Genomic DNA, 16,341 nt, shown 5'->3' with positions numbered 1-16,341 from the left:
CTTCAGGTTTCCTATTCAGAATCCCATCGCGAATTATTTATAATACTTTAAGAGTGCTTGTGTACCATTATCACCATAGCCTGCTGCGATTAATTTCTCATACATTTCATAGGCTAATGCAAGTCCTGGTAATGTTATGCCCATTTTGTTTGACTCGTCTAAAGCTATTTTCATATCCTTTACAAAATGTTTAATATAAAAGCCTGGTGCAAAATCTTCTTTTATCATACGTGGGGCTAAATTGCTTAAAGACCATGAACCTGCTGCACCTGAAGAGATCGATTGTAATACGGTAGGTAAATCTAATCCTGCCTTTAGTCCATAAGCTAGTGATTCACACACGCCAATCATACCAGAGGCAATAACAATTTGATTGCACATCTTTGCATGCTGCCCAGCTCCTGCTTCACCCTGATAAATTATATTTTCTCCAAATTGCTTCATAATTGGCAATACCTTGTCGTATGTGACCTGATCGCCACCAATCATGATAGACAAAGTGCCATTTTGAGCACCAATATCCCCACCTGAAACAGGGGCGTCTAAAGCCTCTACACCGATGGATTGAGCATACATATAAATTTTCTTTGCTAAAGATGGCTCTGAAGTCGTCATATCAATGACAATATTGCCTTGTTCTGCTGTTTGGAAGAGGCCATTTTCCCCAAAATATACTTCCTCTACATCTGAAGGATAGCCAACCATTGTAAAGGCAATTTCATGATTTTTAAATGCTTCAGCAGGTGAGCTTGCCCATGACGCCCCTAAGGCAACAAGAGGCTCTGCTTTTTCTTGCGTACGAGTATAGACGGTTACTTCATGACCATTTTTTAGTAAATGCTTAATAATACTAGCACCCATTACTCCAGTTCCAATAAATGCAATACGTTTCTTTGTCATATGTACATGCTCCTTTGTTCTAGAATTTCTGTACTCTCCGTGAGAGTCCAACTCTATATCTTTTCAGTTTAGGTGAAGGAATGAAATAATTCAAACTCTTCCCATAACTTGTACTAAAATTTATATGTAGGGCATATATACCGAATAAGCAAAAAAAGAGAGCAAGTGATTGGGGGATCACTGCTCTAAAGGGGGAAATGAGAATGTTGCTGTGTTCATAGTAAGTTATTCCCCATTGAAATGCATTTTAAACATATATGTTAAAATGTTTTTTACTCTGAATACTGGAACAATCTTTTTTAGTCTTCTTGATCTTTTTCTTCTTCAAATGCCATCTGTCTATAATAAGTATTCATTAACTGATCTAATCTGCGACTCAGTTGAATGGTTTTTGCATTTTGTAACCCGTTTTCTACACCTGAGCGAATCATCATCTCACGAGTTTGTTCCATTTGTTTCAAGAGTAGATTGACCATTCATACAACCCTCCACACACAAATAATCATACCATTATTATACATTTATATTTCATTTCTTACAGCATTAACTTACGACAATGTTCGACAAATTAACTTCTAGGTGTTTCAGTATAAGTATAGATAATTCGCCCATTTTGCTTGGCCTCACCTCTATAATGTTTAAATAATGGGTGTTTTACAAGAATTTCACGAAATTCGTAAAATTCTTCCTTTTGAATTTCAATACTTTCTCTTTCCCCATTTTGTAATTGTTTAAGCATATTTTCGTATTTTTCCATGAACTTTATTCCTCTCTTTGCCTCATTTGTGTAATAAATTATGAATTATTTAAAAAAAGCTTTACGTTTACCAATTTTTCATGCAAACTGTATATTATTAGTCGATGAAGGAGCTGACTGTCTGTGAAAATAGCTGAAGTTGGAAATATTATCGAGTTTAAAAATGGTCTCCAAGGTATTGTAGAAAAGGTAAATGAAAATTCGGTGATCGTTAACTTAACATATATGGAGAATTTTGATTCCCTTGAAATTGAAGAAAAAACGGTCGTCAATCATAAACGATATAAAATTTTATATACTAATGAAGCTTAATAGTCTGAATAGTCCCTATTTGTCTTAATAGATGATAAGGGACTATTTTTTTGATAAGATTAAGGTATGGAGGTCGAATATGCTAACAAATTCGAAACAAACAATACTATTTCTCCTTTCTTTATTATTCGTTTATGGTATGCTTGCTTTTACCTTTGCTAATCAAGCTGTATTTTGGTACATGTATGCATTCACTCTACTAGTATGTATTGCCATTGCCATCTTAGCTGGCTCCATTGAAGATCAATTACCTACTTGGCAATTTTTACTCTTTGGTATTGGATACGGTACCATCACATATGGTATTATTCGCTTTGGTTACTGGCTCGCTCCATATATTAATAATAACTTAGTACAATCCGTTCAAAAATTTTTAGCAAGCTACGGACCACAAAATATTTGGCACTATGTTTTACTTGTATTTATCGTTGCCATAGGTGAAGAATTATTTTGGCGTGGTTATATCCAACAACAGTTAAAACGTTTTATGCGCCCACCGCTGGCTGTCATAGTTACCGCAGTATTATGTGCTGTATCAATTGCCCTTAGCGGATTTATGCTTGGTGTCATTGCTGCATTGGTAACAAGCATTATTTGGGGCTTCTTATATGAATGGCGTAAAAGTATGCCACTTGTTATTGTAGCTCATGTCGTTTTTGTACTATTATTATTTTTAGTGTTGCCGTTAACATCATAACATTAATATTTGGAAACATTTTATCTTTACTAACGTTTAATTTAGAAAAGGAGGGTTTTTTATGCAAAAAAAATTAGTTTCAATTCTTGCATTATTACTAACAGCCGTATTAGTTGTAGGTTGTAATACATCTGATAAAACAGGGGATTCAGATGCTCAACAAAATGAGCCATCAAATACTGCTGCCGATCAAAAACCATCTGGAGATGATACAGCAGGTGAATCAAATGAGGAAGAAGAAGATACACCTGCATCAAATGATACAAATACAGAGGATGCTTCTAAACAGCCTCAACAAGATGTAAAATACGTCCAAAATGGTGTAGATAAAACTGAAAAGGCAACTGAATCAGCAAGTGTTGATCAAAGCTATAAACTACAACAGCTTCCTGGTTTTACACTGACACAAGAAGAGCCTGGTAAAGACATGTTAGTGTCCAATGATGATGACGAAGTGTTTATGCGTATTGAAACAATTGAAGCTTCACAATCGAGCTTTGAAGAAGTAAAAACAACTATGCAAGATTATATGAACGCAGTGGGTGAAACAGTAGCTCTAACTGCTGAGGAATTAGCAGCATTTAAAGATGTTCAAAATATCGAGGGTTATGTTGTGGACTTCGACACTGAGAAAGTAATTGGGGTTGTCCTTGAGAAAGATGGTCTCATTACAAAATTAACTATTCATGATAATGATGAACAAGATTTAACAGATGCTATGCTTAATATGGCAGCAACTATATCTAAAAAATAATAAAATGCTAAGGACGATAGACATAGTCTATCGTCCTTCTATTTGATCACAAAAAAGTTGTCTCAAATCAATGAGACAACTTTTTTAATAAGATAGGTCTTTGATAGAAAGGCCAATTTTCTTCAATAACGTAATAGCTTGTTCTTTTTCTTCTGGGGATAGTACACTCATTAATTCATGCAAATGCTGTTCGTGTTTTGGGAACAGCTCTCCCATAAAAGCTTCACCTTCAGGGGTGATTTCTGCATACGTAACACGACGATCAGCAGGACAAGATACTCGTAATAAGTAACCTCTCTTCTCTAGCTTATCAATGACATACGTAATAGACCCACTGGCTAACAAAATTTTATTGCCAATTTGCTGTAATGGCTGTCTTCCTTTATGATAGAGAAGTTCTAGAACAGCAAATTCAGTTGGGTTTAAACCATTATCCTGAAATAATTGATGTGTTGTTTCATTAATTGCTTTTAGTGCACGTGATAATACAATATATAGTTTTAAAGATTGTTTTAGATCTTCTGACGGCATATTCTTTTCCTCTCACTTCGCTCTTTATACATGACATTATAGCGACATTAGAAAAGCATTGTCAAAAGCAATATATGATTTAGAAGGTTTTGTTGTCCATTATGCAACCATTTTTACTTTCTTTATGTTACTAAATAAGCAGAATCTTTTGTGGATACTTCCATTGTATCCATCTGATTGAATGTGTAAATTGGAAACTGCAGATGGAAGCATGTCCCCTTCTGTAGTTCACTACTAACGCCAATTACTCCTTCATGTTCTTCAATCACCTTTTTCACGAAAGCAAGGCCCAGTCCTGTCCCTGTTGATTTTGTCGTGTAAAAAGGCTGGAATAGGTTTTGAAGTGTCGTGCTGTCCATGCCAACACCTTCATCTTTTATCATAAGTTCGACAATCGCACAGTCATTTGTTGCCATTTCGACGGTAATCGTACCACCATTATTCATGGATTCCATTGCATTTTTAATTAAATTCATCAGCACTTGCTTTAGTCGATTCTCGTTGCCGCCAATATAGACTTGATTAGAGGTTGAAATATACTGAATCATAATATTTTTCATGAGTGCATCTGGTAGCATAAACTCAATGACTTGCTTTACAATATGATCCAGTTCTAATAATTCCACTTTCATCGTTGTTGGCTTAGACAATACTAATAATTCGGATAAGATTTGTTCCATCCGTTGAAGCTCACTGTCAATAACAGAGAGATACATGCGTGATTCATCATCAGCATTTAATTTTAGTAATTCAGTAAAACCCTTTAAAGAAGTTAATGGGTTACGAATTTCATGTGCAATACTCGCTGCCATCTGTCCCACAACGTTTAATGCTTGCTGATGCTCAACTTTATGTTGAAGTTGCTTTTTCTCTGTTTCATCATTAATCACAGTGACAATAATATTATTGTATTCATCAAAAATACTTGAAATTTCATAATAGCAAGTTCTGCTTACTTGTGTTTCATCGACTACATGAATGCTTGCATGTTTTTCACCCATTAACTTAGAAAGGTAGGTTGTAATTTGCCCTTTTTTCAATGTAAACGAATCAAATATATGCTGATGCGCTTTATGAAGAAGCTGCGAATTTTCAACTTTCAGAAACATTTCCGCATATTTATTTAGCCCAAGAATAATACCACTAGCGTCACTAACAATAACAGCATAAGGTAAGTAATCGTAGGCATTAAAAGATTGCGCTCTCTCATGTGCTTGGCTAACATATAATTTATGGGCAACATCATCATTTAATGTTGAAATTTGCGCAACAATTTCCTCTGTATTAGGATCATAAAAGCATTTGAAAGATAACATTTCGTAGTCATTTCCAACTGTGCGAATATTGAAAATTTCCTCTGAACGTAAATCATTTTGTAACTGTTTGACGAACTTAGTCCATTTAAAATTAGATGGCTCGTCCATAGCTAAATAGCCAATATAGGTTAAATTAAGATTGAAAAGATTGATAGCAGCCTCATTGACGTTTAAAATTTTCCCTGCTTTATTGAGTATAAGTGTTGGTGACGAAGTACTTTTCATAAGATTTCCAAAACATTGATTAATATCATTTTGCTTCAACTTTCTCACCGAACCTTTCAAAAGAGTAAAAAACCTCTAAAATCGAATTTTGAGCCTTTACTATACTTTATGACAGCACGATTCTATTATTACAAAATTTAGTAAATTTAAGTATTTTAAATTATTTCACGAACCGTTCACAAAATAAATAGGTAAAAAGAATTATATTGTATGTCAGATACTTGACTGATACAATAGGATGTTGAAAGGAAGATTATTGCATGAATACTATTTTAACTACTTTGAATGCAAAGTATATTCACACAAATTTAGCATTGCGCTATTTAAAAGGCGCAGCTTTACCGGAGTTTAATCCAATTATAGCAGAGTATACTATTAAAGACCCTGCTTTTAATATTGTATCAGATTTATTCCAAAAAAACCTGATATCGTTGGATTTAGTTGCTATATCTGGAACATCGAAGAAACAATTCACGTTATCAAGATGTTAAAAACTGTCTGTCCAAATGTTAAAATTCTGCTCGGGGGACCTGAGGTTTCTTATGATTGTCACCATTGGTTACGTCGAATACCTGAGGTAGACTTCATTGTGATGGGTGAAGGAGAAACTTCATTTAAACAATTACTGCGCTATTTCCACGGTGAAATATTGTTAGAAGATGTTCCTGGTATTTGTTATTTAGAGGATGAGAAAGTCAAGATTCACGCTATGCCACCTAAAATTGATTTGCGCGAATTACCAAGTCCTTTTCGTTTTGAGGAGGATCTTCCCTATCTAGGTAAGCGAATTCAATATATCGAAACAAGCCGAGGCTGCCCATTTAGCTGCCAATTTTGTTTATCTTCTATTGAAGTTGGCGTCCGATACTTTAACCGTGAAAAAATAAAAGAGGATATTCGTTTCTTAATGGATAACGGAGCTCGAACAATTAAATTTGTGGATCGCACCTTCAATATCAGTCGTAGCTACGCAATGGAAATGTTCCAATTTTTAATTGATGAACACAAACCTGGTGTTGTATTCCAGTTTGAAATCACGGCTGATATAATGCGCCCTGAAGTCATTCAATTCTTAAATGATAATGCACCAAAAGGTTTGTTCAGATTCGAAATAGGTGTTCAATCTACGAACGATTTAACAAATACTCTTGTAAAACGTCGTCAAAACTTTGAAAAACTAAAGCGAACAGTTACTATGGTGAAAGATGGCGGAAAAATAGATCAACATTTAGATTTAATTGCTGGTTTACCAGAGGAAGATTACGCTAGTTTTCGTCAAACATTTAATGATGTCTTTGCAATGCGGCCAGAGGAATTACAGCTTGGATTTTTGAAACTTTTACGCGGCACAGGACTTCGATTAGAAGCCGAGAAGTTTGGCTATACCTATGTGGATCTATCTCCTTACGAAATCTTTTCAAATAATGTTCTAACATTTGATGATATCGTCCGTATTAAGCATGCAGAGGATGTTCTTGAAAAGTATTGGAATGATCACCGTATGGATCATACGATTGAATACTTGGTTACAGAGGTCTTTGATACACCATTTGATTTCTTCCAAAACTTCGGAACATATTGGGAAACAAAAGGTTGGTCTCGTATTGGCCATCAGCTAGAGGATTTATTCCGTCGTTTATTAATGTTTTTAGAAACGATTGATGATGTGAATTTAAACATTGTCCAGAGTTTAATGCAGCTTGATTACTTAATGGCTCAGCAGTTCCAACCACGGAAGCTATGGTGGAATGAGCGTCCTACAGAAGAGCAACAAAAAGCCCTTTATCACGCTTTACGAGAAGATCCAGCTATCGCAGGCGAGGAATTTGCTAACTTTAAGTTAACTGAAAAAGAGTTGTTTAAGCATACCTTGATTATCCCTCATGCTCTTGATTACCAAGAGTTTGCAAATGGCAAAATTGTACAAAAAAATGGCTATCTGTTAACCTATTTCCGACATGGTCAAGCACCTTACTTTGCAACAATCTACTCTAACTAATAAGAAACGCTAGTCCTGTCATAACTATCAGGACTAGCTTTTTTTATTACTTAAACGATTCTTAAATCCTCATAGTAACAATAAAGACTGCTAAATTTATTCCTTCTGCGCTTCATTGTTCGGTTAGTTAAGTACTCATAGCCAGCCTTACCAATATAGGTCAAATTCCTTAAACAAAGATTGATAAAACTTTGTAAAAAATGCCCAAAAAACAATCTATCTAATCAGGAAATAAAAGTTTAAATTTTTTGAATATTTTATGACAAGATAATAATTTTTACTTTTATATGAAGTTTACGAAGGAATTACTCCTTACTTAATGCCTCACATACTTTAAAAATTTAACCAATAATTACTCGTTCCTTCGGATAGTGGAAGCCTGATTTCTTTCCTCTTCCGCCACCCCCAAGAGTATAAAGGAATGATATTAATCCAACTCGGCCAATAAACATTAAAATAATGATAATGATTTTACCAACCACTGATAAATCAGATGTTATGCCTAACGACATACCACATGTACCGAACGCTGAAGTAATTTCAAAAATAATTTGAATAAGAGATGCTTGTGGCTCTGTTATAAGCAAGATAAGGGTTGCAACTAATACCATGAAAAAGGCTAATAAAATTACAACAAATGATCGGAAGACATCAATCAAATGAATTTCTCGTCCAAATACTTGGATATCCTCTCTTCCTCTAGCAAAAGTAATTAAGAATAAAATGGCCAAGGCAAAAGTTGTGGTACGAATACCTCCACCAACTGAGCTTGGGGAAGAGCCAATGAACATCAGGAAGCTCATGAATATATCTGTAGCTTCACTAAAAGTCGTGACATCGTAAGTAGTCAATCCAGCTGATCTCGTTGATACAGAATGGAACATTGCTGAAAATAATGCCTCATGCCAAGACATTTCCTTAAAAGAATGGAATGATTCAAGGAGTAAAATGACAAGCGCACCAACTATAAATAAAATAGCGTATGTTGAAGTAGTGATTTTAGTAAATAAACTAAAACGGAAATTCTCGCGTCGATTAAGCAAAAAAGTCTTCAATTCAATTAATACCGGAAATCCGATAGCACCTAATACAATCAGTACCATGGTAACCATCTGTACAAAATAATCATCATGGAATGGGAGTAAGCTCATTCCCGTTATATCGAATCCTCCATTTGTCGTAGCAGAAATAGAGGCAAAAATTCCATGTAAAAAGGCTTCTTCTAACGTATCAAAATAATTGGTAAAATGTAGCGTTAAAATAATGGTACCCGTTAATTCAATACCAAATAAAATTTTTAAAATTTCGCGGATTAATTTAACAACACCAGAGACACTGTACTGGTTATGATCAATCATTATTAACTGACGCTCACGCATGCCTATTTTTTTCCCAACAAGCAGCCACACAAAGGTACCAAGTGACATAATACCAATGGCGCCTAACTGTAAAATAACAAGAATCATTACAAGCCCAAAGGTAGTATAGGTTTCCGAAATATTAATGGTTGTTAACCCAGTAACACTTACTGCACTTACTGCTGTAAACAAGCTATCTAAAAAGAGACTTTTACACCTTCTTGATGAACGCCTGGAAGCCGTAATAACAGGAAGGAAATCGCTATTGCTATAAAATAATAAGAAACAAGTACCTGAAATGGTGTGACTAGTTTATTTGATGATTTTTTCCAAGGCACTTTAACAACTCCTCCCACATATGATGCCCAACTAGATAGATTATAGTATAGAAAAAATACATAAAAAAAGAAAGAGGAATAGTGATAACTATTCCTCCAACGTTCATCTACTTATTTTTTCTTTCTTACACCGACTAAATAGCCGACAAAAGCAATACCTACTAGGACAATCCAGAATGTTAACTCCCATGCCGTGGAATGTGGAAATTCTTTAGGCAATATTCCCACCTTCTCATGTGCCAATGTTAAGACAACTAACTTCACACCTACCCAGCCAACGATTAGAAATGCCGCTGTTTCAAGTGAAGGGTAATCATTTAATATTTTTACAAACCATTGGGCCGCAAACCGCATCATAATGACACCAATAAATCCGCCAAGGAGCATCACAATGAACTGACCGCCATTGATGCCACCAATATCAAATTCACCTAAGTGTGGCAAAGTTACAGCAATTGCAACGGCTGCTAGCATCGAATCAATAGCAAATGCTATATCGGCAGCCTCTACTTTTAGTACTGTTAACCAGAAACCAGAACCCTTTTTTCCACCATTTTCGGTTGCTGCTTCTTCTTCATCTTTATGTTTTCGTAAATCATATATATTTTTCGCAGACATAAATAATAGATAAGCTGCACCGACCGCTTGTATTTGCCAATAATTTACTAAAACTGTAATAACAAATAATGCGGAGAATCGGAATATCAATGCTCCAAATAGTCCATAAAATAACGCCTTTTTTTGCTGCTCTTGTGGTAAATGCTTCACCATAACAGCCATTACTACCGCGTTATCAGCTGCTAGTAATCCCTCTAATACAACAAGGACAATTAACACCCAGCCATATTGTAGTAAAATCGCTTCCATTCTAGTGCCTCCTCTAAGCTCTCTATACCCTCAATGACCCTGTCATTCAAGTATAAAAGAAAAAAACCCCTGCCCTAATTCAGGCAAAGGTCTCGCTAAGTAAATTCGTACCCTTTCTATTTATGGTACTTCAATCTACACGTCATACGTATAGAGCCATTCACTATCACACCCGATGGTTGTACCATGTCTTGACGAATGTGAAACCAGGGAAAGTTAATTACCTGTTAGCTACTCCCCTTTGACAAATTGTCGAAGGTATCTTCTTTCAAATATTATAGCACTATCATTTACAACTGACAAAAATATCTATATGTTTTTTTCGTTACTTAATCTGAATTTGATAGCTCTTCTCTTCCTTATGTGCTAAATAAAACTCAATCATTTTTGGCATCGTCTGTATAAAATCAGGACATGTAATACCACCTTTTTGTAAGATATGATATGCTTCAGTCGTATCAAATGAAGCATTCCATGTTAAATAATCTAATGTTTCTTGTTCGACACCTAATTTTTTTCGAATAAATGGAATCTGCAATGAAAGCTTAGCCAATGTAAATGGTAAACGTCCTTTTGGATAAGAATTTGTAACTAGTTTCACCATTGTACGGTATACCTCCTGTACAGGGTGAGGATTAGGATCAGTTAAATGAAGTGTCTTCCCTTCTGCACTCTGTTCACTAACCAGAAAAGTAGAAGCATTTATAATATAATCAACTGGCACTACATTAATTGTCGATGAAGTTTGACCAATGTACGGAATAAAAGGTAAACCTTTTAAACGTTCAACTAAGTTTAAGAAGAAATAAGGACCATCAAATTTAATGGTTTCACCAGTTTGGGAATGACCACGAACAATTCCAGGTCTAATTATTGTCAATGGTATTTCCGATTTTAAATCTTCTACTCTGTGCTCAGCCTCATATTTTGTTTCCTCATAGTGGTTTTTAAATGCTGTTGGTCGAATTAATTCATTTTCACGCAGTACGCCCTCACGTGTACCAGCCACATAGGCAGTGCTGAAATACATATAGCGCTGTAAATTTGGTAAGGTGCTAACAAAATCATTAACCATTGTTGTACCATGAACATTTACCTTCCAGGCAATATCACGTGGTACAGCTAAATCATAGATAGCAGCTAAATGCCAAAGCACTTCAATTTGCGGTACAATTTCTTTGATGATTTGATTTTCTAATCCAAGGTTTGGTAGTGTAATATCGCCTTCCACAATTCGAATCGAACAGTCAGGAAAATCCTCTAATATTTTGTTTTTTTCTTTATGTGCCTTTATGGTTTCACCAGCCAATACAATGGTAATTACTTGTTGTGCTTGTTTCTTTTGAAATAATGCTCGAATTAGTTGACTCGAAATGAAACCAGGAAAACCTGTAAAAAAATGAACCTTCATCTCCCATTCCCCCTTGAACCTAGTGCATCTTTCTTGTATCTTTATCCATTAAACTGTAAATGATCGGTACAATATACAGCGTCAGTAAAGTTGAGGTCACAAGCCCTCCGATAACAGCAATCCCCATTGGCTGATTCATCTCGGTCCCTTCTCCAATGCCCAGTGCGAGTGGTAAAAGCCCTAAAATAGTTGTTAAGGCTGTCATTAAAATTGGACGAAGCCGATCTTGGGTAGCAAGTAAAATTGCCTCATAAGCTGGCATGCCCATTGCCTTTTGCTGATTAATATAATCTACCAGCACAATACCGTTATTTACGACTATTCCTACTAGTACTAGGATACCGATAACTGAGGTTACACCAATTAAAGTATTTGTTAGGAACATAGCTATCGCCACACCAATGATCATTAATGGAACAGTAAACATGATAACAAACGGATATTTAAATGACTCAAATTGAGCTGCCATCACAATATATACAAGCACGATGGCTAGCATCACAGCTAGTAACATATCATCAATTGCACTATCATAGAGCTCTCTGTCCCCACTGAACACAACTTGAGTAGTAGATGGTAAATTAACTTGTTCTAATGCTTTATCTACTTTTGCAGAGATTCCTCCCAAAGATTCCTTTGTTTCATAATCTACAAAAAAGGCCACTGCTGCTGCTTGATCAGAACGACGAATGGATACCGGCCCCTCTTGTATAGAAACGGTAGCCACTTCCTCTAACTTTACGAATAATCCTGCTGGCGAACGCAGCTGCATGACTTTTAAAGCATCTATACTCGTATTAAATGACTGCCCAAAACCTGTATAAACGGGTAATACTGCGCCGTCATCAGTAATCAATTGGGACGTTAATTGACCTTTTGTCATTTGATTTACAGTTTGAGCGATTTGTGCTGGAGCAAAACCATAGTCTTTTGCTTTTTCACGATTAACCTCAATTTGAATCTCTTGAACAGTATTATCTAAATCCGTAGAGACATTTGTCACTTGCTGAATCGCTAGTAGTTCCTGCTGCACTTTCTTAACAGTTTGCTGTAGCCTCTGTTCATCGGAATCTGTTAAACGGAATGTTAAGGTGTGTGGTGACGATCCTGTAGCTGTCGATACATTAAATGTAATTTCAGCTTGCTCTTCAAGCTCTCCCTGTATATCTTGTTCTAGCTCTTCTACAAATTTAAAAATGGAACGTTGCCTTTCTGCTAATGGAACAAGCTTTACATATATCTCAGCTTGGTTGGCGCTAGTTTGTCCACGTGCTTGGGATTGTTGTGTACCGCCAATTAAACTAACATACACATCTACATCCTTTTCCTGCTTTAAACGTTCCTCAATTTGCTTAACAATCTTTTCTGTTTCTGATACAGCGACACCTTTTTCAAGATTGACACTTATAGAGGTAAACCCCTCATCTGTAGGCGGTAAAAATTCAGTACCTATTCTAGTCAGTCCAAACAAAGAAAGACTAAAGCAAACCACTGTAAAAAGCAGTATAAGCATTCGATGCTTTAGTACCCATACAATTGACGCCTTGTAATGCCTATAAAAACGTGATTTACTGCGTTGTACATAAAAATTATTGTTTTTCATTTTTAAAAGTCGACTTGCTAGCATCGGAACGACTGTAAGCGCAACTACTAAAGATGCAATTAAGCTGAATGAGATTGTTAAGGCAAACTCTGTAAATATTTGACCAATCAATCCTTCGATGAACATAACAGGAATGAATACTGCTATTGTGGTCAAAGTGGAAGCTGTAATGGCAAGGGCTACTTCCTTTGTTCCTTCCTTTGCTGCAGTTATCGGGTCTTTTTCTAGTTCTAGATGTCTTTCTATATTCTCAATAACGACTATGGCATTATCCACAAGCATACCAATTCCAAGTGCCAGAGCACCTAATGTCATAATATTGAGGGAAAAATCCGCAAAAAACATCAAAACAAATGTGACAATAACGGAGTAAGGAATCGCAATACCAATGATGATCGGACTCTTTACACTACGTAAAAAAACAAATAGGATGAACATCGCAAATAATCCACCTAAGAGTAAGGAAGAGCCAATATTACTAATCGCTAAATCCACATAATTACCTTGATCAATTAAAATATCTGCTGTGATACCTTTATACTGATCTTTCTTTAGTAATGTCTCTAAGGCCTTCTGGAAATCCTTAGAAACCTCTGCCGTATTTGCACCAGATTCCTGTAATACAGACATAAGAACTGCTGGATGCTCATTTGCTCGTGTTGTGGTAATAGATTGTTGTTCTGTCCTCTCAACGGTTGCAAGATCACCAATGGTTAATGATTTGCCCGTTAAAGGGTCCACCGAAACAATTAAATTGGCAATGCTTTCCGGAGAAGATAATGTGCTAACTATACGTGTTGTTAGCATTTTGCCATCATCTGTTGAAACAGGCTCACCAGGAAGAGACACATTATTCGCTTGAACTATTTGCATCACATCTGTCTGAGTCAAGCCTTTTTCAACTAGCTTTGCTTCATCCAATACTATTTGGATTTCATCAATCAATTTGCCAGAAACATTCACACTGGCAACACCCTCTGTCCGTAGCAGTTCCTTCTCTAAGTGCTCTGCTAATACACGTACATCTACTTGATTATTTTCCGCACGTAAAGACAGCTGAATAATAGGAAATTGAGACGGATCAAATTTTAGGAAACTAGGCTTGCCAGCATCATTAGGCAATGGGGTCATATCAATTCGCTGTAAAATATCAAGTTGGACAACATCCATATTTGTGGACCAGTTGAACTCAAGCACAATTAAATTGGAGCCTTCCTGTGAGGTTGACTGGATTTTTTTGATACCAGGTAAGGTGGCAAGTGTAGCCTCTAATGGCTTCGTTATCTTTTCATTTACCTCCGTCGGGCTTGCCCCAGGATAAGAGGTGACAACCACTCCAATAGGAGGATTTAACTCTGGAATTAACGTAATCGGTATTTTTAATAAAGATACACCGCCTAGTATGATGACAAAAAGCATAGTAACAATCGTAAAGACAGGTCTTTTAATAGAAAAATGACTAATATTCATATAAACAAACTCCTTTTCTACCTCTTCCTTTCTATGATAGCCGAAAAGGAGATTATTTTATAAATAAGCTCCTGTTATTGAGATACTATCTCTAAGGAAACTTATATTTCCTAATAATGTATATATTCTACAAACAGTGTCATTTTTCCTTGCAAAAAAACACGAATCGCAAAATTGTCGATTCGTGTTTTATAATTATAAAAGGCTATAAAGTTTAATGTTTTCGTTTTTATCTGCAAACCAACGCATAGCGAACTCATTTTCAAATAGGAAAACAAGATTGTCAAAACGGTCTTTTACAAGCATTGATCGACCTGATGACATTGATTCTTTGACATCCTCTTCATTTTCAATCCAGCGTGCGATTTTCGAACCAATTGGCTCCATTTTTACTTCCACATTGTATTCATTTTTCATACGATGTTCAAATACTTCAAATTGTAATTGACCAACTGCTCCAAGTATAACTTCCTCTGTATGCAGCGTTTTATAGTATTGAATAGCACCCTCTTGCACTAATTGTAAAATCCCTTTATGGAATTGCTTTGATTTCATAACGTTCTTCGCCGTTACACGGACGAATAATTCTGGTGTAAACTGTGGTAATTTTTCAAATTGGAATGTTTTCTTGCCACCTACAACAGTGTCTCCAATTTGGTATGTTCCTGTATCGTATAAACCAATAATATCACCAGCAACTGCTTCATCTACTGTCTCACGATCGTCTGCAAGGAACTGTGTAGATTGTGTGACTTTAAATGACTTCCCTGTACGAGATAACGTCATATTCATTCCACGTTCAAATTTACCAGAAACAATACGTACAAAGGCAATACGATCACGGTGTGCTGGATTCATATTGGCCTGAATCTTGAAAATAAAACCTGAAAACTCATCATGCTCCACAGGATCAATAAACTGCTCATCTTCAGTAATTCTTGGCTGTGGCGTCGGTGCGAATTGTAAATAGGTTTCCAGGAAAGTTTGAACACCAAAGTTCGTTAATGCTGAACCAAAGAATACAGGTGTTAATTCCCCACGACGAATTTTTTCCTCAGAATACGCATTCCCCGCTTCATCTAAAAGTAAAATATCGTCCATTGCTTGTGAATAATAAGAAGTCACCTTCATTGGATGCTCCACAGCAAGCTCCCCATTGTCGTCAATTGGTAAGAAACGTTCCGCTTCATCTGTACGGAATTGCTCAATGCGTTTATTGTAACGATCATAAATACCAAGGAACTCTTTACCCATACCGATTGGCCAGTTCATAGGATATGCATTGATACCTAATACCTCTTCAAGCTCTTCGATCAATTCAAGCGGCTCTTTCCCTTGACGGTCTAACTTATTAATAAATGTAAAAATAGGAATACCACGCATTTTACAAACCTTAAATAGCTTTAAAGTCTGTGCCTCGATCCCTTTGGCAGCATCCACTACCATGACAGCACTATCTACAGCCATCAATGTACGATATGTGTCTTCCGAGAAATCTTGGTGACCAGGGGTATCCAAGATATTCACACGAGAGCCGTTATAATCGAATTGCATGACAGATGAAGTAACCGAAATCCCACGTTGTTTTTCGATCTCCATCCAGTCCGATGTTGCAAATTTACCTGTTTTTTTACCTTTTACTGTACCTGCATCACGAATAGCACCACCAAAAAGTAAAAGCTTTTCTGTAATCGTCGTTTTCCCAGCATCAGGGTGACTGATAATGGCAAAAGTACGACGCGATAGTATATCTTGTTCTAAATTTGAATTCATCTCGTCATTCTCCTTTTTTCATACTTAATA

12 protein-coding genes and 2 pseudogenes are annotated in these 16,341 nt (G+C 36.1%); 4 read left to right on the top strand and 10 right to left on the bottom strand.

Annotated features, from left to right (window positions below; all coding sequences use genetic code 11):
* Nucleotides 1-33: 33 nt before the first annotated feature.
* From LBYS11_RS03795 to LBYS11_RS03785, 3 genes are all read right to left on the bottom strand, one after another.
* On the bottom strand, nucleotides 34-900 hold the full coding sequence (locus LBYS11_RS03795) for an NAD(P)-dependent oxidoreductase (protein ID WP_048391994.1): 867 nt from the start codon (nucleotides 898-900) through the stop codon (nucleotides 34-36).
* A 299-nt stretch (nucleotides 901-1,199) separates the two neighbouring features.
* Nucleotides 1,200-1,376 (bottom strand): aspartyl-phosphate phosphatase Spo0E family protein, encoded by a 177-nt coding sequence (locus LBYS11_RS03790; protein ID WP_004224595.1) that lies wholly within the window; start codon nucleotides 1,374-1,376, stop codon nucleotides 1,200-1,202.
* A 92-nt stretch (nucleotides 1,377-1,468) separates the two neighbouring features.
* A complete protein-coding gene (locus LBYS11_RS03785) occupies nucleotides 1,469-1,657 on the bottom strand; it encodes a hypothetical protein (protein ID WP_048391995.1) in 189 nt (62 codons plus the stop codon).
* Nucleotides 1,658-1,780: 123 nt separating this feature from the next.
* Between LBYS11_RS03785 and LBYS11_RS03780 the strand changes: the two genes are divergently transcribed.
* The 3 genes from LBYS11_RS03780 (at nucleotide 1,781) to LBYS11_RS03770 (ending at nucleotide 3,420) form a co-directional block, all read left to right on the top strand.
* A complete protein-coding gene (locus tag LBYS11_RS03780; protein WP_004224583.1) occupies nucleotides 1,781-1,969 on the top strand; it encodes a YkvS family protein in 189 nt (62 codons plus the stop codon).
* A 79-nt stretch (nucleotides 1,970-2,048) separates the two neighbouring features.
* Nucleotides 2,049-2,666, top strand: a complete 618-nt coding sequence (locus tag LBYS11_RS03775; RefSeq protein ID WP_004224581.1) for a CPBP family intramembrane glutamic endopeptidase — start codon at nucleotides 2,049-2,051, stop codon at nucleotides 2,664-2,666.
* Nucleotides 2,667-2,727: 61 nt separating this feature from the next.
* A complete protein-coding gene (locus tag LBYS11_RS03770) occupies nucleotides 2,728-3,420 on the top strand; it encodes a hypothetical protein (protein WP_048391996.1) in 693 nt (230 codons plus the stop codon).
* Between the two features lie 84 nt (nucleotides 3,421-3,504).
* Here the strand turns inward: LBYS11_RS03770 and LBYS11_RS03765 are convergent, their stop codons facing one another.
* Nucleotides 3,505-3,951: a MarR family winged helix-turn-helix transcriptional regulator gene (locus LBYS11_RS03765; protein WP_004224579.1), complete on the bottom strand. Its 447-nt coding sequence runs from the start codon at nucleotides 3,949-3,951 to the stop codon at nucleotides 3,505-3,507.
* Between the two features lie 122 nt (nucleotides 3,952-4,073).
* Nucleotides 4,074-5,492 carry a PAS domain-containing sensor histidine kinase gene (locus tag LBYS11_RS03760; RefSeq protein ID WP_231595608.1) on the bottom strand — a complete coding sequence of 473 codons (1,419 nt, stop codon included), beginning with the start codon at nucleotides 5,490-5,492 and terminating at the stop codon, nucleotides 4,074-4,076.
* Nucleotides 5,493-5,752: 260 nt separating this feature from the next.
* Between LBYS11_RS03760 and LBYS11_RS03755 the strand changes: the two are divergent.
* Nucleotides 5,753-7,491: pseudogene (locus LBYS11_RS03755) on the top strand (B12-binding domain-containing radical SAM protein).
* A 341-nt stretch (nucleotides 7,492-7,832) separates the two neighbouring features.
* Here LBYS11_RS03755 and LBYS11_RS03750 read toward each other — a convergent pair.
* From LBYS11_RS03750 to LBYS11_RS03730, 5 genes and pseudogenes are all read right to left on the bottom strand, one after another.
* Nucleotides 7,833-9,187: pseudogene (locus LBYS11_RS03750) on the bottom strand (TrkH family potassium uptake protein).
* A 111-nt stretch (nucleotides 9,188-9,298) separates the two neighbouring features.
* Nucleotides 9,299-10,054: a TerC family protein gene (locus LBYS11_RS03745; protein ID WP_054549805.1), complete on the bottom strand. Its 756-nt coding sequence runs from the start codon at nucleotides 10,052-10,054 to the stop codon at nucleotides 9,299-9,301.
* Nucleotides 10,055-10,379: 325 nt separating this feature from the next.
* Complete coding sequence (locus LBYS11_RS03740) at nucleotides 10,380-11,465, bottom strand: SDR family oxidoreductase (protein WP_103117508.1); 1,086 nt, start codon at nucleotides 11,463-11,465, stop codon at nucleotides 10,380-10,382.
* Nucleotides 11,466-11,484: 19 nt separating this feature from the next.
* Complete coding sequence (locus tag LBYS11_RS03735; protein WP_103117507.1) at nucleotides 11,485-14,538, bottom strand: efflux RND transporter permease subunit; 3,054 nt, start codon at nucleotides 14,536-14,538, stop codon at nucleotides 11,485-11,487.
* Between the two features lie 195 nt (nucleotides 14,539-14,733).
* Nucleotides 14,734-16,311 carry a peptide chain release factor 3 gene (locus tag LBYS11_RS03730; RefSeq protein ID WP_048392002.1) on the bottom strand — a complete coding sequence of 526 codons (1,578 nt, stop codon included), beginning with the start codon at nucleotides 16,309-16,311 and terminating at the stop codon, nucleotides 14,734-14,736.
* Between the last annotated feature and the right edge of the window lie 30 nt (nucleotides 16,312-16,341).

This window comes from Lysinibacillus sp. YS11 (assembly GCF_002896375.1).
Lineage (GTDB): Bacteria > Bacillota > Bacilli > Bacillales_A > Planococcaceae > Lysinibacillus > Lysinibacillus capsici.
This window is presented reverse-complemented; position numbering and strand designations above follow the sequence as displayed.